The 22,543-nt window shown below is 60.8% G+C and carries 16 protein-coding genes and 1 pseudogene; all 17 read left to right on the forward strand.

The window, feature by feature from the left end:
• A partial coding sequence (locus tag E0F99_RS21085) for a type VI secretion system domain-containing protein (protein WP_207303090.1) occupies positions 1-475 on the forward strand: 475 nt, incomplete at its 5' end.
• A 53-nt stretch (positions 476-528) separates the two neighbouring features.
• Complete coding sequence (gene tssB, locus E0F99_RS21090; protein ID WP_083358409.1) at positions 529-1,026, forward strand: type VI secretion system contractile sheath small subunit; 498 nt, start codon at positions 529-531, stop codon at positions 1,024-1,026.
• 40 nt (positions 1,027-1,066) lie between these two features.
• Positions 1,067-2,518: a type VI secretion system contractile sheath large subunit gene (gene tssC, locus E0F99_RS21095; RefSeq protein ID WP_407020097.1), complete on the forward strand. Its 1,452-nt coding sequence runs from the start codon at positions 1,067-1,069 to the stop codon at positions 2,516-2,518.
• Positions 2,519-2,600: 82 nt separating this feature from the next.
• On the forward strand, positions 2,601-3,020 hold the full coding sequence (gene tssE, locus E0F99_RS21100; protein ID WP_173667117.1) for a type VI secretion system baseplate subunit TssE: 420 nt from the start codon (positions 2,601-2,603) through the stop codon (positions 3,018-3,020).
• 7 nt (positions 3,021-3,027) lie between these two features.
• The gene (tssF, locus tag E0F99_RS21105) at positions 3,028-4,740 is read left to right on the forward strand and encodes a type VI secretion system baseplate subunit TssF (protein WP_083358411.1); all 1,713 of its coding nucleotides are present in this window, start codon (positions 3,028-3,030) and stop codon (positions 4,738-4,740) included.
• The gene (gene tssG / locus E0F99_RS21110; protein WP_232000062.1) at positions 4,737-5,717 is read left to right on the forward strand and encodes a type VI secretion system baseplate subunit TssG; all 981 of its coding nucleotides are present in this window, start codon (positions 4,737-4,739) and stop codon (positions 5,715-5,717) included. Before tssF ends, tssG begins: the two co-directional genes overlap by 4 nt.
• Positions 5,714-8,335 (forward strand): type VI secretion system ATPase TssH, encoded by a 2,622-nt coding sequence (gene tssH / locus E0F99_RS21115; RefSeq protein ID WP_083358413.1) that lies wholly within the window; start codon positions 5,714-5,716, stop codon positions 8,333-8,335. The genes tssG and tssH overlap by 4 nt, the downstream gene beginning before the upstream one ends.
• Positions 8,336-8,426: 91 nt before the next feature.
• Positions 8,427-10,994 carry a type VI secretion system Vgr family protein gene (locus E0F99_RS21120; protein ID WP_083358414.1) on the forward strand — a complete coding sequence of 856 codons (2,568 nt, stop codon included), beginning with the start codon at positions 8,427-8,429 and terminating at the stop codon, positions 10,992-10,994.
• A gap of 14 nt (positions 10,995-11,008) precedes the next feature.
• Entirely contained in the window at positions 11,009-13,411 is a 2,403-nt protein-coding gene (locus tag E0F99_RS21125) for a DUF2169 family type VI secretion system accessory protein (protein ID WP_083358415.1), read from the forward strand.
• Positions 13,404-14,351 (forward strand): pentapeptide repeat-containing protein, encoded by a 948-nt coding sequence (locus tag E0F99_RS21130; protein WP_083358416.1) that lies wholly within the window; start codon positions 13,404-13,406, stop codon positions 14,349-14,351. Before E0F99_RS21125 ends, E0F99_RS21130 begins: the two co-directional genes overlap by 8 nt.
• A 10-nt stretch (positions 14,352-14,361) precedes the next feature.
• Positions 14,362-15,012, forward strand: coding sequence for a DUF3540 domain-containing protein (locus E0F99_RS21135; protein ID WP_083358417.1), 651 nt, complete (start codon positions 14,362-14,364; stop codon positions 15,010-15,012).
• Positions 15,013-15,021: 9 nt separating this feature from the next.
• The gene (locus E0F99_RS21140; RefSeq protein ID WP_083358418.1) at positions 15,022-15,429 is read left to right on the forward strand and encodes a DUF4150 domain-containing protein; all 408 of its coding nucleotides are present in this window, start codon (positions 15,022-15,024) and stop codon (positions 15,427-15,429) included.
• Complete coding sequence (tssJ, locus tag E0F99_RS21145) at positions 15,426-16,058, forward strand: type VI secretion system lipoprotein TssJ (protein WP_083358419.1); 633 nt, start codon at positions 15,426-15,428, stop codon at positions 16,056-16,058. Before E0F99_RS21140 ends, tssJ begins: the two co-directional genes overlap by 4 nt.
• 40 nt (positions 16,059-16,098) lie before the next feature.
• The gene (gene tssK, locus E0F99_RS21150; RefSeq protein ID WP_083358420.1) at positions 16,099-17,484 is read left to right on the forward strand and encodes a type VI secretion system baseplate subunit TssK; all 1,386 of its coding nucleotides are present in this window, start codon (positions 16,099-16,101) and stop codon (positions 17,482-17,484) included.
• Positions 17,481-18,149 (forward strand): DotU family type IV/VI secretion system protein, encoded by a 669-nt coding sequence (locus E0F99_RS21155; protein ID WP_083358421.1) that lies wholly within the window; start codon positions 17,481-17,483, stop codon positions 18,147-18,149. Before tssK ends, E0F99_RS21155 begins: the two co-directional genes overlap by 4 nt.
• Position 18,150: 1 nt before the next feature.
• Positions 18,151-21,828 (forward strand): type VI secretion protein IcmF/TssM N-terminal domain-containing protein, encoded by a 3,678-nt coding sequence (locus E0F99_RS21160; RefSeq protein ID WP_083358422.1) that lies wholly within the window; start codon positions 18,151-18,153, stop codon positions 21,826-21,828.
• Positions 21,825-22,543 (forward strand): annotated as a pseudogene (locus tag E0F99_RS21165) (response regulator); the annotation flags it as partial. The gene E0F99_RS21160 and the pseudogene E0F99_RS21165, both read left to right, overlap by 4 nt.

Raw genomic sequence — 22,543 nt, forward strand, 5'->3', positions numbered from 1 at the left:
CGAGTTGACCTTCGCTGACGGTACGCCGTTTGCAGATGGCCCCACCCGGGCGTGGCTGGAAAGCCTGGCGCCGTCTACCCCGGTGGTGCCCGCAAACGATCGTATTGAGGCCTGTATAGACGCCGCGCGACACATGGCCAATGAGGGGCGGCTTAACGATGGCTTAGCCGAGCTTCAGCGCTGCATTACCTACACCGCCAGTGCGCGCGATCGTTACAGGCTGCGCGCCTCGCAGTGCGTACTGGTTTATCGGTACGACCCACACCCGGATCTGTGCATTGCGTTGGAGGGGCTGCTGGCGCAGGCCGACGAGCTCAACCTGGAGCAATGGGAGCCGGAACTGATCAAGCCACTGCTGCAAATGATGCTTGAGCACAGCGCCTCGCTTGAATGGTCCCGGCGCTTGTCGCGCCTCGATCTCGACGGCTTCTGGCGCAAGCGCTGTGGGCAACGTGCGGATTGCGCCAACGACTGAACCCGTGACAAGACGCGACCGCGTGTGCGAGTCGCCCACTGAGGAGAAACACCATGGCAAGTGACGGTTCTGTCGCGCCTAAAGAGCGCGTCAATATTGTCTACAAACCGGCGACAGGCGATGCCCAGGAGCAGGTCGAGCTGCCGCTCAAACAACTGGTCATTGGTGACTTCACCCTGCGTGAAGACGACACCCCTGTCGAAGAACTCAAGCCTATTCGGGTCGACAAGGACAACTTCACCGACGTGCTCAAAGGCCAGAACCTGCATCTGCAAATGTCCATCGCCAACTGCCTCTCGGAAGACGCTGCACCGGATGAACGCCTGGCGGTGAATCTGACGTTCGAGTCGATTCGTGACTTTGAGCCGGATGCGCTGGTGGAACAGGTACCGGAACTCAACCAATTGATTGCCCTGCGCGACGCACTTAAAGCTTTAAAAGGCCCATTGGGCAATGTGCCCGACTTTCGCAAGGCGCTACAGGCGTTGATCGAGGACGAAGGTGCACGTGCCCGCTTGCTCGGTGAGCTGGGCGTTGAGGAAAAGGAGTAGAGCCATGACTCAAGAAGACACCCAGACCCCGGCCGCGCAAATGCCAGCCACGCAACAGCCAGGCTCGCTGCTGGATCAATTGATCGAAACAGCCCGCATAAAGCCCGGCGACGAGGCCTACTCCGTGACGCGCCAAGGTTTGGAGGCGTTTGTCGCACAACTGCTTGAGCCCAGTCGCGCGGTTGAAAAAGTCAGCGCCAACCTGATCGACGACATGATTGCTGCGCTGGACGCCAAGCTGTGCCGTCAGGTCGACGCAATCTTGCACGATGAGCGTTTTCAAAAACTTGAGTCGTCATGGCGCTCGTTGAAATTCTTGGTTGATCGCACTGATTTTCGTGAAAACAACCGCCTGGAAATGCTCAGTGTGGCCAAGCAAAAACTCCTCGATGACTTTGAAGATGCGCCGGAAATCACCCGCTCGGGCCTGTACAAGGCGGTCTACAGCGCGGAGTTCGGGCAGTTCGGCGGCCAGCCGTTCGGCGCCATTATCGGCAATTTCGAGTTCAGCCCTGGCTCGCAGGACATCAAGCTGTTGCAGTCCATCGCGTCGGTATCAGCCATGTCGCACGCGCCATTTATTGCAGCAGCAAGCCCGCAATTCTTTGGTGTCGACAGCTTCTCCCAACTGCCCAACCTGAAAGACCTGCAGGCGGTTTTCGAGGGGCCGCAGTTCACTAAGTGGAATGCGTTTCGCGACAGTGAAGACTCGCGATTCGTAGGCTTGACCTTGCCACACTTCTTGCTGCGTACGCCTTACGGAGAAGAGACGGTGCCGGTCCGCAAGTTCCGGTACAACGAAAACGTCACGGCCAGCAACCGCGACTTCCTGTGGGGTAATGCGGCCTTCGCGTTTGCCAGCCGATTGTCCGACAGCTTCGCGCAGTATCGGTGGTGCGCCAACGTCATCGGCCCGCAAGGTGGCGGTACGGTCAGCGACTTACCGATATACAACTACGAAGCGATGGGTGAGGTGCAGACCAAGATCCCCACCGATGTGCTGATCTCCGAGCGACGCGAATTCGAGCTGGCCGAGCAAGGTTTTATTGCGCTGACCATGCGCAAAAACACCGACAACGCCGCGTTCTTCTCCGCCAACTCTTGCCAGAAGCCCAAATACTTCGGCAATGACAAAGAAGGCAAGGATGCGGAGTTGAACTACAAGCTCGGCACGCAGTTGCCTTACATCTTCGTGGTCAGCCGCCTGGCTCACTACATCAAGGTGATCCAGCGCGAAAACATTGGTGCCTGGAAAGAGCGCGGCGACTTGGAGTCAGAACTCAACGGCTGGATCCGTCAATACGTCGCCGACATGGACAACCCAGCCGTGGGCGTGCGTAGCCGCCGGCCATTGCGTCAGGCGCAAATCAGCGTCAACGACGTCGACGGCGACCCGGGCTGGTACCGGGTCAGCCTCAAGGTCCGGCCGCATTTCAAGTACATGGGCGCCTCGTTCACCTTGTCGTTGGTCGGCAAGCTAGACAAGAGCTGAAGGCCCGCTGTTGCGCACGCTGCGGTTATTCGCCCTGACGATGGCCGCACCCTTTGAATGATGAGTTTATGAGGCCTCGGTGATGAAAGAAAGACGCCTGCTGGAACGCATTGGCGCCCTGCAGTTGGGCAGCGAACGCTCCCACCTGACCCAGGCTCAAGTGCTGCTGGACTCACTGATGGCGCATCTGAGTCGAATCCTCAACACGCGCCAAGGCAGCGTGCCGATAGACCCGGAATTCGGTGTGCCCGACTTCACTAACCTGGCCGGCAGTTTCGCCACTGGAGAAACCACGCAAATCATCGAGCACATGACACGCATGGTTGCGCGTTACGAGCCCCGCCTGAAATCCCCCTGCATCACCCTGGCCGAACACGGTCGCGAGGTACTGTCGTTGCGCTTCATGCTCGATGGACTGGTGGCGATCAATAATCGCGACATCCCCATTCACCTGTCGACCCTCGTCTCCTGCGACGGGCGTGTCTCGCTGTCGATGCGCTAGGTGGACCATGCAGAACATCTACTATCAGAGTGAACTGAATAACCTGCGGCATCTGGCCGATGAGTTTGCGCAGCGCAACCCTGCCTTGGCGCCCTTGCTCGGCAATGGCTCGGCAAGCGATCCAGATGTAGAACGTCTGCTCGAGGGTGTGGCCTTTCTCACGGGCATGGTGCGTCAGCGACTGGACGATGAGTTTCCCGAATTTGTCCAGGAGCTGGCGCAGTTGCTCTATCCGCAGTACTTGCAGCCGCTGCCGTGCATGACGCTGTTGCAGTTCGCGCCGCGTACGCCGCTCTCGCAGACCCTGCCTATCGACAGCGGATGCGAAGTGGCTTCCGTACCCATTGACGGCCATCGCGTGCGCTTTCGTAGCACAATGCCGGTCGACCTTGAGCCCGTCACACTCACCGGTGCGCGCTGGGACGGCGGTACCGCAGAGGGCCGCAGCCTGGTGCTGGACCTCGCGCTGACAGTCGCGCCCAATGACCTGAACACCGACAGCCTGACCTTCTACCTGGGGGACCCCTTCAGCGAAGCCTGCGCCCTCCTCCGCCTCCTGGACCAGCATGTGCGGGAAATACGCATCCAGGGTGAAGGCCTGCCGATGACGTTGCTGCCGGCAAGCTACATCCAACCCTGTGGATTTGATCGCGAGCACGCGCTGCTGCCCTATCCGGACGCCGCGCACCCTGCCTACCGTGGCTTGCAGGAATACTTCGCGCTGCCGGAGAAGTTCCTGTTTGTGCGCTTGAGCGGTTTGCAGCGCTGGCGCAACCGAGGCGAGCGCACGCGCATGAGCATCAAACTGGTGTTCGACAAGGTGCCTTCTTGGGCGCCGCCAATAACCGAAAACAGCTTCATGCTCGGGGTAACACCGGCGGTCAACCTGTTCACCCAGGACGCGTACCCGCTGCGGGTCGATCATCGGCAAGCCGAATATCGCATCCAGCCTTCGAACCAGCCCCAGCGCCAGCGCTTACGTATTCATTCGGTGCTGAGTGTCAGTGCTTACTCGGGAACCGGCAACGAAAAAACCTTGAAACCCTTTCACACCATTTACCAGCGCGATGCGTTCAACCTGCGTATACGCCAAGCCAGCAATGACATACGTGACTACGAGCACTTTATCAGCCTGCCGTATGCCGACCGCAAATCCCCGGAAGACCTCACCCTGTCGATTTCGCTCCTGTGCACCGACGGCCCAGCGCCGGAAAGCTTGCATCCCGGAGACCTCAACCAACCGATGGATAACACACCGGCACGCGTCACCCTGCGCAACATTCGCGGGATAACCGCCAGCCATCCGCCCAAATATCAGGACCCGTTGCTCTGGCGCATGCTGTCCCAGTTGAACGCCAACCACTTTAAGCTTCTGGATGCCGATTACCTCAAGAGCCTGCTCAAACTCTACCTCCCAAGTGCGGATGAAAGTGGGCAAGACGCCAATAACCGGCGCATCAATGGCATCGAAAAAGTCCTGGCCACTCAGGAGCGGCGCTTCATCAATGGCCTGCCCATCGAAGGTACGGTGGTCCATTTGCAGTGCCGCGGCGACCACTTCCTTGGGCCTGGCGGGCTCTACCTGTTTGGCGTAGTGCTTGATGAGTTCTTCGCAGGCTGTGTGGCCCTCAACAGCTTCGTGGCACTCAAGCTGTATGACAGTGTGAACCAAGAGACACTCTCATGGCCGGCGAAAATCGGTCGGCAACGCCTGCTATGACTCAGGATCCCCTGCTGGCCAAAGGTCGCGACTATGCTTTTTTCCAGGCATTGCGCTTGCTGCGCCTGCGCTTCCCAAACGATGAGGCCTTCAGCGACGGCGTGCGAATACGCCCAGACTTGGGCTTGGGGTTCCCCGAGTGCGACGTTTTAGCCATCGACCAAGACCCCAGTGGGCGCTACCACCTGCAAGCCAGCTTCTTTGGCCTGTATGGCGTGACGTCGCCGCTGCCGACGTTCTATACCGAAGACTTGATCGACGAGCAGTTACAAGGCCATAGCGCCGGCCGCGACTTTCTCGACATATTGCACGCCGCGCTGTACCCGCTGCTGTTTCGTGCCTGGGAAAAGCATCGCCTGTGGATGGCGATTGGCGAGCGGCGTGACCTTGGGCGCCTGAACCTGGTGCGCTCGCTGATTGGCCTGGCAGACGCCGACCCGCAGTGGCGCCAGCAGGCGCCGCAATTATTGCGCTACGCCGGCATTTTCAACCAGTTCCCACGCTCTGCACTGGGTTTGGAGCAACTGCTGCGCAGCACGCTGGACGGCGACCCCGTAGAGGTCGTGCCCTGTGTTCTGAGCCATGTGCCGATTGATGACCAGTCCCGCTGCCGGTTGGGCATGCAGGGCAATGTGCTGGGCCAAGACAGCCTGCTGGGGCAACAGGTCAGTGACCGCAGCAGCACCTTGGATATCCGTATCGGCCCACTGGACGCCTTGCGTTTTCACCTGCTGATGCCAGGTGCCACGCTCTACAAACGTATCGAACGATTAACTGCGTTGTACCTGCATACCCCGGTCAACTGTCGACTGGTATTGAGCCTCAAGGCCGCACAACAGGGTGGCACCCGTTTGGGGGACGGCTGGCACCGCCTGGGTACCAACACTTGGCTCGGCCACACGGTCAATCAGGGCAAGGCGGTATTCATGCTGGCCGGGACGCAGAGTCAGAGCGCCCAACCGAGGAGCGAAAAATGATCCAGGTAGAACTCAAACCGCTGTTTGCAAGGCTCAACAGCTTCAGTAGTCAAGCACTGGAGAATGGCGCCGGCATGACGCTGGCGCGCGGGCATTACGAGATCACCCTCGAACATTTCCTGCACCCGTTGCTGCAAGACCCACAGGCCGATGTTGCGCTGATTCTTGCGTATTTCGAGGTGGACGCCTTGCGCCTGTCAGCTCAGATTGACGATAGCCTGGCGCAGTTCAAGCAGGGGAACCCTGGACGCCCGGTGTTTTCACCGCTGCTAACCGAGTGGGTGCAAGACGCCTGGATCGCGGCATCGCTGATTGTCGGCAGCCCTTGCATCCGTACCGGAACGTTGCTGCTCGCGCTGATTACGCGCCTGGGCTACTACACGGCGGGGACCCGCTACGGCGAACTGCTCAAGGGTATTTCACGCGAGCGCCTGAGTAATGCGTTTGCCGATATCGTCGCGGGTTCCAGCGAAGGCCCATTAGCGCAGCTGCAAAGTGCGTCGCTGGCCGGCGGCGCGTCTGACGCCGGCACCGGGGTCAATCGCGAAGACACCCTTACACGCTTCTGCGAAGACCTTACCGCCAAGGCTGCCAGTGGTGGCATTGACCCGGTGTTCGGGCGCGACCAGGAAATTCGCCAGATGGTCGATATCCTCGCCCGGCGCCGCAAGAACAATCCCATTGTGGTCGGCGAGCCCGGCGTCGGTAAATCCGCCGTGGTCGAGGGCCTGGCACTGGCGATCCACCAAGGCGATGTGCCGGACTTTTTGCGCACGACTCGGTTGCTGAGTCTTGATATGGGTTTGCTGGAGGCCGGTGCCAGTGTCAAAGGTGAGTTTGAGCGTCGCTTGCGTGCCGTTATCGACGCGGTTAAGGCCGCCACCGTGCCGATCATTTTATTTATCGATGAAGCCCACATGCTGATTGGTGCCGGTGGGGCCAGCGGTGGTTCTGACGCCGCCAACCTGCTCAAGCCTGCGCTGGCCCGGGGGGAGCTGCGCACTATCGCCGCGACCACTTGGAGCGAGTACAAGAAGTACTTCGAAAAAGACCCTGCCCTCGCCCGCCGCTTCCAGGTGGTCAAGCTGGACGAACCGAGCGTGGCCACCGCTGTGCTGATTCTGCGGGGTCTCAAATCGCACTATGAAACAGTGCATGGTGTAAGCGTTCGCGATGATGCCATGATCGCCGCCGCCGAACTCTCCGACCGTTATATCACCGGTCGCTTATTGCCCGACAAAGCTGTGGATTTGTTAGACACGGCCAGTGCGCGCGTGCGTATTGGCCTGGACACGCGGCCCGCCGAGCTGGAACGCCTCGAGCGGCAGCAGGCGGCCTTGTCGCGTGAGCGCGAGGCCCTGGAACGCGATCGAAACCATGGCCATCCCGTAGACCCAGGGCGCGTACAGGCCATTGAACAAACACTGACTGAACTGGTTGTGGCGTACCAAGCGCTGGAAGTCCGCTGGCACGCTGAGCGTGCTGCGGCGTATCGCGTGCTTGAGCTGCGCACACAGGGGCCACTCATTAACGACGCTGGCGCGGCATTGACCGAGGCCAGTGACAGGCTCAAGCACTTGCAAGGTGACGACCCACTGCTGTTTACAGAGGTCAACCCTGACGCCATCGCCAACGTTGTATCCGACTGGACCGGCATTCCCCTGGGCAAGGTTCTACGTGACAGCGCTGGCGGCGTAATGGCGCTGGCGGACAACATAAAAACCCGCATTCATGGCCAGGATGCTGCTGTCCAGAGCCTTTGCGACATATTGAAGGCGGCGCAGTCGGGCCTTCGCGATCCGCAACAACCATTAGGCGTGTTCCTGCTTGTGGGCCCTTCCGGTGTCGGCAAAACTGAAACCGCACTCGCAGTGGCCGATCACTTGTTTGGCGGTGAGCATGCGCTGACGACCCTCGCCATGAGCGAGTTTCAGGAAAAGCATACCGTGAGCCGCCTGGTAGGCTCGCCGCCAGGCTATGTGGGGTATGGCGAAGGCGGTGTGCTGACCGAAGCCGTGCGCCGCCGCCCCTACTCGGTGGTGCTGCTCGACGAAGTCGAAAAGGCTCATCTGGAGGTGGTCAACCTGTTTTATCAGGTATTTGACAAGGGCAGCCTGTGCGACGGTGAAGGGCGGCACATCGACTTCAGCAACACCGTGATATTTCTCACCAGCAACTTGGCGAGCGATGAAATCAGCGCGTTGTGCGCCGGCGATCGCCCGAGTGCCGACGCGCTTGTGGAGCGCATCCGACCCACGCTGTCGTTGCATTTCAAACCAGCGTTGCTGGCCCGCATGACCATCGTCCCCTACTTCACCCTGCAAGCTGAGCACCTAGTAAGCATTGTCGACTTGAAACTTGCGCGACTGGCTGCGCGCCTGCTGTCGTCGGCCAAAGTGCGCCTAAGCTTCAGCGCGTCGGTAGCCCGCACCCTGGCCGAGCGCTGCACGAGTGGGCAAAACGGCGCGCGCAACATCGACTTCATCCTGCGCACCAGCCTTACACCGCGGCTGTCGGACGTGCTGCTGGCGGCGTTGGCCGAACAGCGCGTACTCGCCGCCATCACGGTCGATGTGAACGTCAACGGTGAGTGGCTGATCGAGTCCGTGGCCAGCTGAACAATCAGGTCTTTACCCGAGCGCTAAAAAAACGAGCCCGCCCTACAGTGACCCCGTGACTCGATTGCGCAGGTAACCAGGAGTTCAGACCATGACATCGACCGAGCTACCACTGTGCACGTTCCAAAGTGACGCGCTCGCCCTCGAACATCTGCTGGTTGCCAGCTGGCAGGGTGAAGATCTGTTATCGCGGCCGTATCGCTTCGAGGTGGTACTGGCGTCACTGGCTCCGTTGCTGAACGAAGACGCCATGCTCGGCGTTCCCGCACACCTGACGCTGTTTGACACCTTGGGCGCGGCGCATCCGTACCATGGCATCGTAACGTCGGTGGAGGTGCTGGACGCCGACGAGCTCTACCACTATTGCCGCGTGGTACTGGAGCCACGCATGAGCCGCTTGCGCCTGCAACGCTTCAGCGAAATCTGGCTGGATAAAAACCTGCCGGAGTTGGTGCGTGACATTCTCAAGCATGCCGACCTGACGCATGAAGGTCAGGGCTCGGACAGCACCAGCACGCAGGTCTTCGATTTCGACCTGCGCTTGCGGGACGACGACATTCCTCATACCCAAGCCAGCTTTACCTGCCAATACGAAGAGTCGAGTTTCGACTTTCTCTCTCGCCTGTTGGAATACAGCGGTTGCTACTACTTCTTCGAACAACAGGCTGAACAGGAAGCCCTGATCATTTGCAGTGACCGCAGCGCCCAACCCAGGTCCTTGCTGCCGGTGCGCTACCGCCCCTTGGACACCGCGCTGAACAATGATCTGCAAGCGGTCGCCCACAGCTTCATTCGTCGTACCGTGGTGCAGCCGGCGCACGTGGTGCTGCAAGACTTCTCCGCCAGCAACGCACAACGGTCGTTGCACAGCACCGCACCCGTGGCGGCCGGCTGCGTCGCTGGCAACGACCAGGCACCGGGCCCATCACCCGCGTTCAGCGGTGAATACGGTGTGTATGGCGAGCATTTTGGCAATAACGATCAGGGTCTCTGGCTGGCGCAACGTCGCGCCCAGGCGTTGGGTTGCCAGCATCGGCTGTTTCAGGGCAGTGGTCATGTTGTCGGCCTTCGATCGGGTCGCTGCATGGCACTCACCGGCCATACCCACCCGGGTATGAATGCGGTCTACCAAGTGCTTGAGGTGCACCACAGCGGTCATCAACCTCTGCCTGCGACAAGCGACGATAAAGCACCCCGCGATACCCTGGTGCGCTTTGTGGTGATCCCCGCCGAGGTGCAGTTCCGACCACGCCTGGATACCCAAAAGCCCAACGTCGTCGGCGTGCTCAGCGCCGTGGTGGATGGCGACGACTGCGGCAAGCCGCTGCTCAACCAGCACGGTTGCTATAAAGTCCGCTTCCCGTTTATTCGCCATCAAAAGCCTGGCACGCGAGGCTCGGCGTGGCTGCGCATGGCGTCGATGTCTGCCGGCTCCAGCCATGGCATGCACTTTCCGCTGCTCAAAGGCAGCGAAGTGCTGGTGTCATTCCTTGGCGGCGACCCGGACCGGCCGATTATTGTCGGCAGCGTGCCGAATTCGGAAAACCCCAACCGGGTCAATGAAAAAAACGCCACCCAGAGTGGGCTGTCCACGGCGGGCGGGCACTTTCTGGCGATTGACGACCAACCTGGCGCTGCTCACCTGCAAATGGGCGCGCCTGGCGGCAGCACCACCTTGACCTTGGGCAATGGCGAAATCGCTGGCGCACAACTGCGTACCAACGCGCATTTACACTTGACTTCGTCTTCGCTCCACCATGAGGTGCCCGGCGTATATTCAATGTCCATGGGCACCGGTGAGCCACCGCCAGCCAGTGGCAGCGGCCCAGAACCGGATACCGCTGAGCCGGCGCAGCCACCCGAGCCAAAAAAACCGCTGGGCAACCTCAACACAGGTAGCCATTGGGGTGGCCCGAGCTGGCTCAACCTCGGGGCCAAGGCCGACTACAGCAACGCACCTACATTCTCGGCCGCACTCAAGACCGCTACCGTGCAGTCGGATGCCAGCTTTGGCGCACTCAAGCTCAGCCTCACTGGGCAAGCAACTTCTGTGGCCATGAATACGTCAGGCGTCAGCGCTTCAATGTCGTTTAACGGGATTGACTACACCTATTCGACGACCAAGAAAGACTGCTCGAAAGTATCCGATCAAAGCGTGCTGATCACCCGCCTGCAAAGCTCGGTTACCCAACTGCGCGGGGACCTTCGGGATGTCGAAGTCAAGACCTATAACATGGCCGCAAACGAATCAATCACCCTCGTCTGTGGGGACAACTCCATCGAGATGAATGCCTTGGGTGTTCGGATTGTCGCTGGCCACACCCTGACCCTCAAAGGTGACACGATCATCGAGGGAAATGCCTTCGTCAACGGCAACCTGACTGTCCACGGCAAGACCACGACTGAAACCGCAACGGTCTCGCGCACACTCAGCGTAGACACTGCCAGTGTGAATACCCTCAATGCTGACGCAGCGACGTTCAGCACGCCCTATATCCCACCTGTTCCTCTGGAAGTGCAGGCCCGGGCCGCGGAAAAACAAGCCGAGTTCGACGCCCTGTCACAAACAGTCAAGGGCTTGACGGAAAGTCTCAATATGGTCGCCAACCTGGCACTCGAACCGGTGGAAAAATTCAGCCCGCTGGACTTGCCAGTCTGACGAAGGAGCTGACCATGCATCTGACCTATCCCGATATCAGCCTGTTGACCCTGGCCCGCCAACAAGGCCCGCGGCCGGCGAGCCTGACGATCACTGTTGGGTTGCTTTATGACCGCGACCACCCAGTCATCGCCGCTGAACACGCGCTGCCCTGGCTCAGCGAACGCTTCGCCAAGCAACCGTTCGACAGTGGCTTGAAGAAGGCCCGTGGTAGTTTCGCGGTCCACGGCAGTGCCTACCCGCTGACGTCCGAGCAGCAACAACAGGGCATGGCGGTGCGCGTGCGGGTGGCAAGCATCAGTAAGATTCTGCACCTGCATCCGCCGCGGACTTGGCAGCGTGGTGTGGCCGGTGTTACGCCACGCACCACAGGCCCGCTCCTACCTTTGCCATTGGACCTGCACCATGCCTTCGGAGGGGCCGGCTGGGCGGACAATCCCGACGGCAGCGGTTATGTGGCTGATCCTGACAGCTGTGTGGGCACCTCGTTGCCACAAATCGAAGACGCACTTTCGCCCATGAGAGTGCCAGGGCAGACCCTGCCAATCGCCACCTTGCGCCCTCTGCCGCCGCATTGCCTGGAGCGTCGTGAGTGGTGGGGAACCTGCGATGCGCAATGGACCGCGCGCCGTGCGCCCTACCCGCCACTGGATTGCGATGCCCGCTGGTTTGATGCGGTGCCCCAGGACCAATGTGCGCCTGGCTACTGGAGCGGCAACGAAGACTGGTGCGTGGAGGGCATGCACCCGCAGCACCTGCAGGTCAGTGGTTCGTTGCCGGCGTTGCGTGTACGTCTATTTGTGAAGCGAACGGCGCTTGCGCACGAGGTCGAAGAGCCGACTGTGCACCTCGACACAGTTTGGCTGTTCCCCGACGTTGAGCGGGTTTTGCTGCTGTACCGGGCCGAGGTCAGCGTGGCCGATCTTGACGGCGCCGACATTGCCCAACTCGGCGCACTGTATGAGTGCGCTGGCGCGCCCTGCGCAACCGTCGCCGCCTGCTGCGAAAAACTCTGGCCTTGCGTTAAACCGACGGCTGCGGCGATCCCAACAGCACGGGGAACCGTCGACAAAGAGGCGATTATCCGCCGTATGCAGGCCTCGATTGACGCCCGTTACGCGACCTTCGCCGCCGAACAAGGCGAGGTACTGGAATGCGCCGCCAACCTCGGCAAACGCTTCGGTAAAACCTTGAACCGGGCCGACTACCCGGCCACTGCCCCTGACCTCGCGGCACTGATGCCACAGCCTGCGGCCAAGACCCCGGCGTTCGACCCGGTGGCGCTTAAGGCGCGCATTCATACCGCTATTGAACACGCTCACGCGGCGGCCGAGAAGTTCCTGGACCAGACGGCGATACGCCTGAACATGCACCCCGAGGCGCTGCGCCAGCAGATCAAGCACGCCGAGCAAAGCGCCTCGCCCGCCCTCAAGATTGACCCATTGTCCAGTCTTGACTACCTGTCGCTGTCGCCGCAGCACAAAGCCTCATTGCACACGCAACTGAGCGCCGGCTTGCAACAGATGCGTGAGACAGAACAGCACATCAAGCAGACAATGCACGCACTGCGGGCAAAGTTACCGGGGGCCATTCCAGGCGCCAATCCGCTAAGAAACGCACCAGCACCGACTGCCCACGGCGACCACATCATACCCAAGGCCGAGCCATGGACTCGCGCGTTACTGGAGGCTGCCCACACCCGTGGCGAGCACCTGGAAGGCGCGCATTTTGTCGACCTTGATCTGTCTTCCAGCGACTTGGCCGGCGCCACGTTGCAGCGCTGCGTGTTTGATCGCTGCGTACTGACTGGCGCTCAATGGCTGGGCGCCGACCTGACCGGCAGCATCCTGCGACATTGCGACCTGCGCCATATCAACCTACGCGACGCGCAGTTAGCTAAAAGCCGCTTCAACGCTTGCCTGTTGGACCATGCGCAGCTGGGCGGCGCCAGCCTGCAATCAGCGGCGTGGTCAGCGGTCAAGGGCCAAGACATTGACCTGACCAATGCCAAGGCCGCTGACCTGCAACTGGACCTGGATTGCCAACTGCCCGGCATTCGCCTGGACCACGCAGACCTCGCCAATGCCAGCCTGCAAGGCGCCTCACTGGTGGGCGCGAGCCTGCGTGGCTGCGACCTGCAAAACGCGCTACTCCACCAGTGCGACCTGCGCAGCAGCCACGGTTATCGCCTGTGCGCCCGCAATGCCGACTTCACTGGCAGCAACCTCAGCCACATACAGTGGGTGGGCGCCAACTTGCAGCAGGCCCGCCTGCGCAAAGTCCGGCTGGAGCAGGCCGACTTGCGCGACAGCAATCTGCATGCGGTGGCCAGCGAAGGCGCGCGAGGTCTTGGAGCACGCTTGCAGGGTGCTGTATTGAGCTATTGCCGTTTACCCGAGGAACTCAACAATGTCTGAACCAATGACCGCCGAACAACTGCGCGCACGCATCGCTGAAGGCGGCGTACTGCGCGACCTCTGCCTGGCCGGCGGTGACTACCGGGGGATTGCTTTGCGCGATGCGCGCTTTGAGCAAGTCGATGCGCGTAATGCTTGCTTCAATGGCGCCGACCTCAAGGCCTGTACCTGGGTCGACTGTCAACTGGCGGGAAGCCACTTTTGCGGCAGCCATTTGCGTCAGGTCGACTTCAGGAATTGCCAATTCGATGGGGCAAACTTTGCCAAGGTTACGCTCGAAGGTGGCCGCTGGTTACGGTGCGAGGCCGTTGGATTGAGCCTCAGCGAAGCTAACGCCAGCAGCCTCAGTTTTGTTGACTGCGCATTTTCAGTGCCCAACTTACGCGGCAGCGTCATGCGTCAATGCCAACTGGACCATATGAGCCTGTGTGATGCCGATGCCAGCTCAGTGCAATGGCATCAGGTGCGCGTGACCGACAGCCTGCTGCGCAACCTCTACATGATCGACGCACACCTTGAGCAATGTGCATTTGATCGCAGCAGCCTGACCGACATTGACCTGAGCCATGCCGAAACCCGCGCGCTGTCGCTGTACCAATGCCAGGGGACACGGGTGCGCTTCATCGCCACTAACCTGCTGCAGGCGATCTTTACCGACGCGCAGTTGAACGCTGTCGACTTCACCGACTGTGGGTTGATACAGGCCAACTTGAACGGTGCGCAGCTGCCCGGCGCACGCTTCTTGCGCGCGCGCCTGCGCTACGCGCAATGCATCTGTCTGCGTGCCCGTGGCGCCGATTTCACGGATGCCGATCTGTTTGGCGCCAACCTGCACGCCGCCGAACTGGACAACTGCCAGTGGCAAGGGGCACGGCTCGACGACATCTACCCTACCGACCCGCTACGCCTGGCCGCTGATTGCTGGCAGCCGACGCTGTAAGGAGAACATCATGCCACCGCACGTCCAGCCGCACAGTCAATACACGGCCACCTTGCACCATGCACGGATCAATGCCCTGGAGGGTGAGCGTTTCGGCGTCGTCAGTAGCGACGGGCGACGTTTCTGGCTCAAACCCGCAGCCGGGTGCCTGCTACACCCGGCACTGGGCGATGCGGTGCTGATCTGCGTGGAGGGTGCGAGCGGCTACATCCTTACCGTGCTGGAGCGCGACAGCACCACGCCCGCACGCTTGAGTGTGGACGGCGACCTGCACCTGCAACTGCCAACAGGTGCGTTGCAGGTGCAGGCACGGGACGGTATCAACCTGGACGCCGGCGCCGCACTCGCCGTGCACAGCGCCAGCGTCCTGTTGCACAGCACCCACGCCTGCCTGACCACTAAAACGCTGCAGGTCAGCGGTGAACGCGCCGACAGCTATTGGCTGCAACGCCATGACACTGCGCTGCACGCGCACCAATACGTGCAGGTGCACACAGCGGAGTTCGGCGACAGTCGGCGCCGCGTGGAGGGGCACGAAGACCTGTACGCAGGCTCGGTCAGCCAGCAGGTGAAAAACGACTGGCAATTGCGTGGCGAAACCCTCGACCTGTTCGCCGACAGTACTGTCGCGCTGGATGGCCAGCGCATCAAACTCGGTTAGGAGCTCCCTATGTACATGCTGACCAACGATGGCGCGGTGGCAACCGCCACCGCACCCGACATGTGTAATACACCAAGCCCGGCCGGGCCTGTGCCAATGCCTTATCCCAACATTGCCGACACCAGCATGGCGGATCCCGGTGGCTTGGTTGCAAAAGTGCTGGTGATGGGCATGCCGGCGATGAACGTGATGAGCAAAGTGACAGTCAGCAATGGCGATCAGGCGGGCGCAGCAGGCGGCCTGGTCAGCGGCAGAATCATGGGTGAAATGACCTTCCTCAACGCCAGCACCTGCGTGATGGTCGGCGGCAAGCCTGCCGTACGGGTGACCTGCCTGACCGGCCATAACGGCGCGCCCCAGAATACCGTGGGTATGGTCAGCGCACCCGGCCAGACTAAGGTCTTGGTGTTGCGATGAAAACTGCTGCGCTGAAAACGATTGGCGTGCTGTGGCTCGTCCTATTCCTATTGCTCAGCGCCTGCAGCAGTAACGCCCTGACACCACAGCAACAGGCGCTGAGCGAGCTGAAATGGAATTACGCCGATGACAGCATTGAATTGACGCTGACCGCCGACAAAGATCTCAACCAATACGACGGCCAACCACACTCGCTCCTGTTGGTCGTGACCCAGTTCGCTCATCCTAACGCCTTCAGTGCCTATGCCGGCAGCAGTCAGCAACTGAGCAAGCTGTTGCTGATGCCCAGCGCACCGCCGGATCTGATTGGCCTGACCCGCCTGTTTATCGAGCCCGGCCAAACCCGTACCGTGCGCCTGCCACGCCTGGAGGGCGCAAAAATGGTCGGTATCAGCGCCGGCTACGCCCACTTGGACCCGCAGCGCAGCGTCAAGCTCTACCGCATTGGCGTGGACGTGACCTCTACCGGGTTCTTCAGCAAAACCTGGTCAGCCTGCCCCAAACCCCTCGCCATCCATCTACTGCTTGGGCCTGACGCGCTATTGCGCAGCCAGCAAAGCCGGCTGGCGAAGCCTGCCACCGAGCAGCCCGTCGAAGGCGAAATCAGCTTGCCTGGCGTGAGCCAATGATGGCTGTTGCGCGTGTTTCCTCTCTCTGTCGAGGTGCCCTATGAACATCGACAAACCGCTTTATTGGCATCAAGGCCTGTTCCTGCAACCGCAGCACTTTCAACACAATGACGCACGCCTGGAAAACCTCATGACCAGGCACCTGGCCTGCCTGCAACCGCATGCCTGGGGGCTGGTATCGATGCGCTTGAGTGAGGCGGCACTGGCGTCCCGTCAATGTCGAATTGAACAGCTGTCGGTGCGGTTTACCGACGGCAGCCTGGTGGAGTACCCCGGTAATGCCATGCTGGAGTGCCGCCCACTGGCGCAGGCAGACTTTGCCCCTGACAGCCGCACACTGTATGTCGGCCTCAAGCGCAGCCAGCCGGGCGAACCTGACGCGCAGGTATTCGAAGACCTGCAAGACGCCGAAAAAGCCAGCGTGCGCTTCGCGGTGAGGGCCGACCCGCAACCCCTGAATGATCGGCACGCAGAAGCCCCCGAAGCGCTGGTACGGCAAATGTGCTACGTCTTGCGCTTGTTCTGGGAAGAGGAGCTGGACAACCTCGGTGCCTATGAGCTGTTGCCTGTCGCGCGGTTGGAGCACGACGGTGACCGCATTCATTTGTGCGAACGTTACATCGCCCCTTGCGTGATGATCGGTGCCTCGCCAGCGTTAATGCAAACGTTGCGCGATACCCGTGACGAATTGGTCAGCCGAGCCCGACAGTTGGAGGTCTTCAAGCAATCAGGCGATGCGCGCTATGGCGACTTCGATGCCGCACACACGCAAAATTTGCTCGCATTGGTCACCCTTAACCGTTACGGCCCACTGCTGACGCATTTTCTGGAAACACCGCAAGTTTCACCGTGGCAGGTGTATGGGACGCTGCGCCAGTTGGTGGGTGAACTTAGTGTGTTCAGCGAGCGCTGCGACATGCTGGGGCAAACCGCCGATGGCCGTTCGTTGTTGGCGCCCTATCACCATGAAGAGTCCGGCCAGGCCATCACTCTGGCGGCGGGGTTAATAGGCCAATTGCTTAACGAGATCAGCGTCGGCGCAGAACTGCTGGTGCGGTTGCTGCCCAGCGATGGGTTGTTCCAGAGCGCCCTGCCTGACGCCTTTGTTGGCCCGCGCCACCGCTACTATCTAGTGGTGCGCAGCGAGGGTGATCCGACGCGACTCGCGCAGAACCTGGAACTGGACGGCAAGCTGGGCGCCCCGCAGCACATGCCTGACCTGATCAGCCGTGCATTACCGGGGGTTGAACTGATTTTCCTGCACGTGCCGCCGCAAGGCATGCCCCGCCGGCCCGGAGCCCTCTATTACCGACTGGAACCACTGAGTGACGCCTGGGAAAAAATCTGCAGCGCGCAGGCCGCCGCGCTGTTTATGCCTGATGCCCCGGCAGACTTGTTGGTAGAGCTGGTGGCGGTACGCGCATGAACGAAAGTCGCTTGGCCGACTGCTGGGTCGGCATCTTTGAAACCACTCATGGCGTCATCGCCGATCCCGCTGCGTCGGCGGCCACCGCGAAAGCAACCCTCACCCACCAACTGGACCTTGCGGTCGATCGCGCCCGTGAACTCGGTTACCTCGAAACGTGGGTGCGCGAATCACTGTTTTCGGTCGTGGCCTGGGTGGATGAAACGGCAATGACCACCCTGTGGTGCGGCGCCGTCGACTGGCGTCGGTCGCCCTTACAGCGCCACTACTTTTCTACCACACGGGCTGGGGTCGAGTTTTTCCAGCGCTTGCAGGCGCTACCGGAGGATGCCGGGCCGGTTCGCGAGGTGTTTGGCCTGGCCCTGCTCGCGGGTTTCGCCGGTCACTACGCAACGCGCCCGGACGATGAACTGGCCGACTTTCGCCGCAAATGCCTGCAACGCATTGCCCGTGACGGCCAGATGCGCACGCTGGACGCGTCCAGCAGGTTATTTGCCCCGCCGTCATTCGGTGCCACAGCCGCGCGCACGCAGACGCGTCGGCGAGTGCCCATGTTGATGCTTGTCGCGTTGATCGTGATTCCGCTACTGGGCCTGGCAGCCCTTTACATCGGCCTGGACAGGCCGCTGGCAACGGCTGCCGCGATGCTGATGGAGACCCATTGAGATGTTGAAAAAAGCGCTGGTGGCGGTGTTCTGGATGGTCGCGCTGATGACGCTGGGGTGCGCCTGTTGGGTAGTCGTGGTGATGTGCGGCTGGCCACTGTGGTGTTTGCCGTTGATGGTCATTGGTGTGTTGTCTGGCGGCTGGTTGCTGTTCTGGACCGTGCGGCAATGGCAAGGTTGGCGCCTGCGCAAGCACCTGCAGCGTGACCTGCCGGACCGCGTCGCGCCCCTCAGCCCCGATGTCGATCAGTGCTGGAACGACGGTGTGCGCTTGCTGCGCCAGTCGCGTTTGGGCCGCTCGGGCTATTTTGGCTCGGCACTGCATGCCCTGCCCTGGTTCATGCTGCTCGGTGATACCAGCAGCGACAAAAGCACACTGCTGGCCCATAGCGGCTTGGCTACGCCGTTGCGTTCAGCTCGGCACAAGGTTCTCAACTGGTGGTTCTTTGAACATGCGGTGGTACTCGACCCCGCCAAACCCTTGCTCGACTGCGCCAGTGCCTGGAAACGCCTAATGGTACGCCTGGCACGTTCACGGCGGCGCGAGCCGTTGAACGGCGTAATTCTGGCGATTGCGATTGAGCGTCTGCAAGAAACGAATAACGCTTACCTGCAAACGCTTGGGCAGAACCTGCGTCAGCAGGTGGATGACCTGGTGACGGTGTTCGGAGCACGCCTGCCGGTGTACCTGGTGCTTACAGGCGCTGAGCGCATCGAAGGCATGCACGAATGGGCCGCCAGTCTCAATCAGGATCAATGCCAGCAGGCACTCGGTCTGCTGGCCGACGCGGGCGATGCAGATGCCCAGGGGTTTCTGGACAAGGTACTGGGGGAAATCAATCGCCGTCTCTTCGAACTGCGTATCGACCTTGGCCAACGCGGGTTACCCAGTGCCCAGGCGCTGCATGTGCCTGAGCGCGTTGGTGCGCTGCGTCCGGCCCTCGAGCAATTGTTGTTACCCGCGTTTGACCGCAACCCGTACTGCGCCCCGCCGTTGTTGTCCGGCCTGTTTTTAACCGGCCAAGGTGTCGATGAAAATGGCAGCCCGGTCGGCTGGTTCAGCCGTGAGCTGTTTGACCGAGTGCTGCCTGTGCAACGCTTCGCGTATCGCTCCATCGACGGTTGGCGGCACTGGCGTCGTTGGTCAGGGCATGCAGCCATCGTGCTGTGGTTAGTCGCTTGCGGCGCCCTGGCCACGCTGCTGATTGACTCCAGCAGCCATGTGCGTCACGAACTGGACCTGATGACTCAGGAATGGCCGCGCACCCGCGCTTTTGGCAAGGGGCTGGACCAGGATCTGCAAACCTTCCAGCAGCAGCACCAGTTCATCGAGAACCTTGAGCATGAACTGGCCCCGAGCTGGAAGCGCTGGCTGCCGTTCCACCACCGGGTCAGTCAAGTGATCGGCTACGACCGCGCGCAGTACGTCACCGCGTTCGACAATAACGTGCAGCGTCCTTTGTTCATGAAACTGCTGCCTGATCAGTTGCAAGCGATTGCGACCAGTCATAACGACACACTTATCGCCAGCTACGCGGAGCTGTTGGTGCGGCAAATCAACTTGATCAATGCGCGGCTCGTCGGTGGTTCACTGGATGCCTTGCCGGGGCCGGGCGAACAATTGCTGCCGCTGCTGGACCAATTGCTACCCGACCAGGTGCCCAGTGCAACGCAGGCGCGCTCGTTGAGTCACAGTTTCAAAGCTTATCTGAGGTGGCAAACCGACGAGCACGCCTTGGTGGAAGAGCGTGCCAGCGCCCTGCGCCAGCTTAACGGCCTGGGGCTGGCCACTCGGTCGTTGTCTTGGCTGGAGGCCTGGGCGGACCAGCAGTCCCAATTGCCCAGCCTTCGTTATTCTGACTTCATGCAGGTGCCACCCTCTGCCGACGCGGCCCTGCCCCGGGCGTTCACCGTTGAGGGACGCAATGCGATTCTGGGCTTCATTGATGAGTGGGTCTGTGCGATGGGCAATCAGGCCGAATGGAAAAATCAACGTGAGCATTTTCTTGTTCAGTATCAAAATGACACGCAGGATGCCTGGTATCGTTTTATCGAAGGTTACCTCTCGATCGGCCCAGCTGATCGGGACAATCAAGCTCAATCGCGCGACATCCTCAGCACTGTTGGCACAGCGCGTGAGCCCTCCCGCCAACTGCTGCAACGCGCCGCCGCGCGTGTCGCACTGATCCCGGAGGCCAACCGCAGGCCCTGGGCACAGTTGAGCGTGCACGTGAGCCGTCTGCTTGAACTGGCGCAAACAGCGCCTGCGTCGGGTCACGCCAGCCTGCTTGGCAACTTACGCACCGCGAATGACCTGAGTAGCGACGTGCTCAAGGGCAGCGTCAGCAGCGGTTCCGTCGCAAAGGGCGTGGATGCCGTGAACACCGATATGAGCCAGGCAAAAGCGCTCAGCCAGTTCAACCAAAAGCTGCAGGCGGTGGCGACCGACCTGCGTAAGAGTGATGCACAAGCGTTCCAGGTGGCCCTCGATAATTGGGGCTATGGCAATGATCCGTCGATCAAGTCCGCGGGCCTGTGGGAAGCACAGGACCTGCGCGAAGGATTGCGCCGACAGCTGACACAAGGTGACGCGAGCGAGCCGGTCGTGTGGAAACTGGTTTTCGGTGGCCTGGACTTTGCGATGGACTATGCCGGGCAGGTTGCCGCTTGCCAGTTGCAGCAAGACTGGAACAGCCAGGTATTGAGCGCCGTGGCGGGTGTGCACGACCCGGTGGTGTTGACTGACACGCTGTATGGCGAGCGCGGTCAAGTGCCCAAGTTTCTCACAGGCCCGATCAAGACCTTTATCCAGCAGGATGCACAGGGTTTCAAAGCGGTTACTGCATTGGGGCATAAAGTGCCCTTCAACGATGGGTTTCTCACCTACGCCGGGCGCCTGCAACATGCCCAGTCGGACCTGGCAGTGGCCAAGCGCCAAAACGCTGCGCAGCAGGCTGAACGCCAGGCGCAACGACAAAACCTGCAAGCTGCGCAAAAGGCGTTGCAGGCACAGCAAGCGACATTGCAGCCGCAGCTCAACCTGCCAGCCAATGCCGCCGTGGTCGGCATCCAGGCGACGCCCGTGTCGATCAACCTTGGCGCCAGGCAATTACCCCAGCAAACCCGACTGACATTGCAATGCAGCAGCCACTCAAACGTGCTGGATAACTTTAATTTCCCTACCAGTACCGACTTCACGTGGGCGCCCGGGGCTTGCGGCGATGTCAGCCTGCAGATACGGTTTGCACATTACACACTGACTAAACATTGGCCCGGTGCGCAGGGGTTCATCGAATTTTTGCAGACGTTTGCCAGCGGCCAGCGCACCCTCACCCCTGACGACTTTCCCGAGCAGCGTGACCTGATGGCCAGCGATAACATTACCCACCTGACACTCACCTACCGCTACACCGGCGCCGACAGCTTGTTACGTACCGAACAACAAGCTCAGGCGGCGAGTAGCCAGGCCAAGGCGATTGATGAACAGTTGAAGACCATCAATGACCAACTGACGACCATGGATGCCCAGGACGCGGCAGAGACAATGGGCGAAGCCGCGCAGGGCAGCGTTACCGAACGGCGGTTGGCTGCGCAGCGCCCCCCGGCGCAGATTGCCTACTGCCGGGCGTACGCCCCTGAGCCTGGATTTTCGTCCACCCTCAAGGCACCGCCTGAATGAAAGCGTTATGGCGCAGGTCCCTGGCGTTGCGCATCACCTGCGCGCTGGTAGTAGTGCTGGCGGGCAGTTGGTGTGTAGCAACCGGGCTGAGTGCGTGGCGTGTCTACCATCAACTGGAGCGTGAGTCACTGCAGGAGCTCAGTCAACGCGTGGAGCTGATCACTCGCGTCGACAACGATGATTTGCAAGAGGCCGCCGATGGCGCGCGCAGGTTATTGCGACTATGGCGCAGCCCGGTGAGCGAAGAGCTCGACATGCCGTCACCGCGCAGCACGCTTTGCTGGCTTTCTGACCCGGGTGCCAAACCGTCGACGAAACTGCCCCGTGCCGCTGTGGCTGCGCAAGCCTATGGCGCTGCGGGCCAGTCGATGATTGTTGATACGTTTTTCTACTTTCCAGGTGTCGGCGCGGCCTTTTCCACGGGCCCCTACCCCATCAAAGGATTCACCGCCAGCCGTGCCACCTACCTGCGAGACTTGAGTAAACGCCTGCCCGATACAAAGGCCGACATCATCTGGGATGGGCCTGTCTATGATGCCCATACCGGGCAGCAACTGATCACCGTGGCCGCTATAGGCCGCGACAAGAACGGTAAGGTGGAAGTCATTACCGGTTATGACCTGCAACTCAATGACCGTTTTGCGCGCATGTCGCAGTTACTGCGCGGGTACAACGGCTTCATCATCGACCATACGGGGCTGCCCATCGCATCGTT

Source organism: Pseudomonas antarctica (assembly GCF_900624995.1).
GTDB classification, from domain to species: domain Bacteria; phylum Pseudomonadota; class Gammaproteobacteria; order Pseudomonadales; family Pseudomonadaceae; genus Aquipseudomonas; species Aquipseudomonas antarctica.

Excerpts from the sequence above, each read along its gene's own strand:
- tssB (WP_083358409.1), top strand. The coding sequence starts at position 529 with ATGGCAAGTGACGGTTCTGTCGCGCCTAAAGAGCGCGTCAATATTGTC.
- tssC (WP_407020097.1), top strand. The coding sequence starts at position 1,067 with ATGCCAGCCACGCAACAGCCAGGCTCGCTGCTGGATCAATTGATCGAA.
- tssE (WP_173667117.1), top strand. The coding sequence starts at position 2,601 with ATGAAAGAAAGACGCCTGCTGGAACGCATTGGCGCCCTGCAGTTGGGC.
- tssF (WP_083358411.1), top strand. The coding sequence starts at position 3,028 with ATGCAGAACATCTACTATCAGAGTGAACTGAATAACCTGCGGCATCTG.
- tssG (WP_232000062.1), top strand. The coding sequence starts at position 4,737 with ATGACTCAGGATCCCCTGCTGGCCAAAGGTCGCGACTATGCTTTTTTC.
- tssH (WP_083358413.1), top strand. The coding sequence starts at position 5,714 with ATGATCCAGGTAGAACTCAAACCGCTGTTTGCAAGGCTCAACAGCTTC.
- E0F99_RS21120 (WP_083358414.1), top strand. The coding sequence starts at position 8,427 with ATGACATCGACCGAGCTACCACTGTGCACGTTCCAAAGTGACGCGCTC.
- E0F99_RS21125 (WP_083358415.1), top strand. The coding sequence starts at position 11,009 with ATGCATCTGACCTATCCCGATATCAGCCTGTTGACCCTGGCCCGCCAA.
- E0F99_RS21130 (WP_083358416.1), top strand. The coding sequence starts at position 13,404 with ATGTCTGAACCAATGACCGCCGAACAACTGCGCGCACGCATCGCTGAA.
- E0F99_RS21135 (WP_083358417.1), top strand. The coding sequence starts at position 14,362 with ATGCCACCGCACGTCCAGCCGCACAGTCAATACACGGCCACCTTGCAC.
- E0F99_RS21140 (WP_083358418.1), top strand. The coding sequence starts at position 15,022 with ATGTACATGCTGACCAACGATGGCGCGGTGGCAACCGCCACCGCACCC.
- tssJ (WP_083358419.1), top strand. The coding sequence starts at position 15,426 with ATGAAAACTGCTGCGCTGAAAACGATTGGCGTGCTGTGGCTCGTCCTA.
- tssK (WP_083358420.1), top strand. The coding sequence starts at position 16,099 with ATGAACATCGACAAACCGCTTTATTGGCATCAAGGCCTGTTCCTGCAA.
- E0F99_RS21155 (WP_083358421.1), top strand. The coding sequence starts at position 17,481 with ATGAACGAAAGTCGCTTGGCCGACTGCTGGGTCGGCATCTTTGAAACC.
- E0F99_RS21160 (WP_083358422.1), top strand. The coding sequence starts at position 18,151 with ATGTTGAAAAAAGCGCTGGTGGCGGTGTTCTGGATGGTCGCGCTGATG.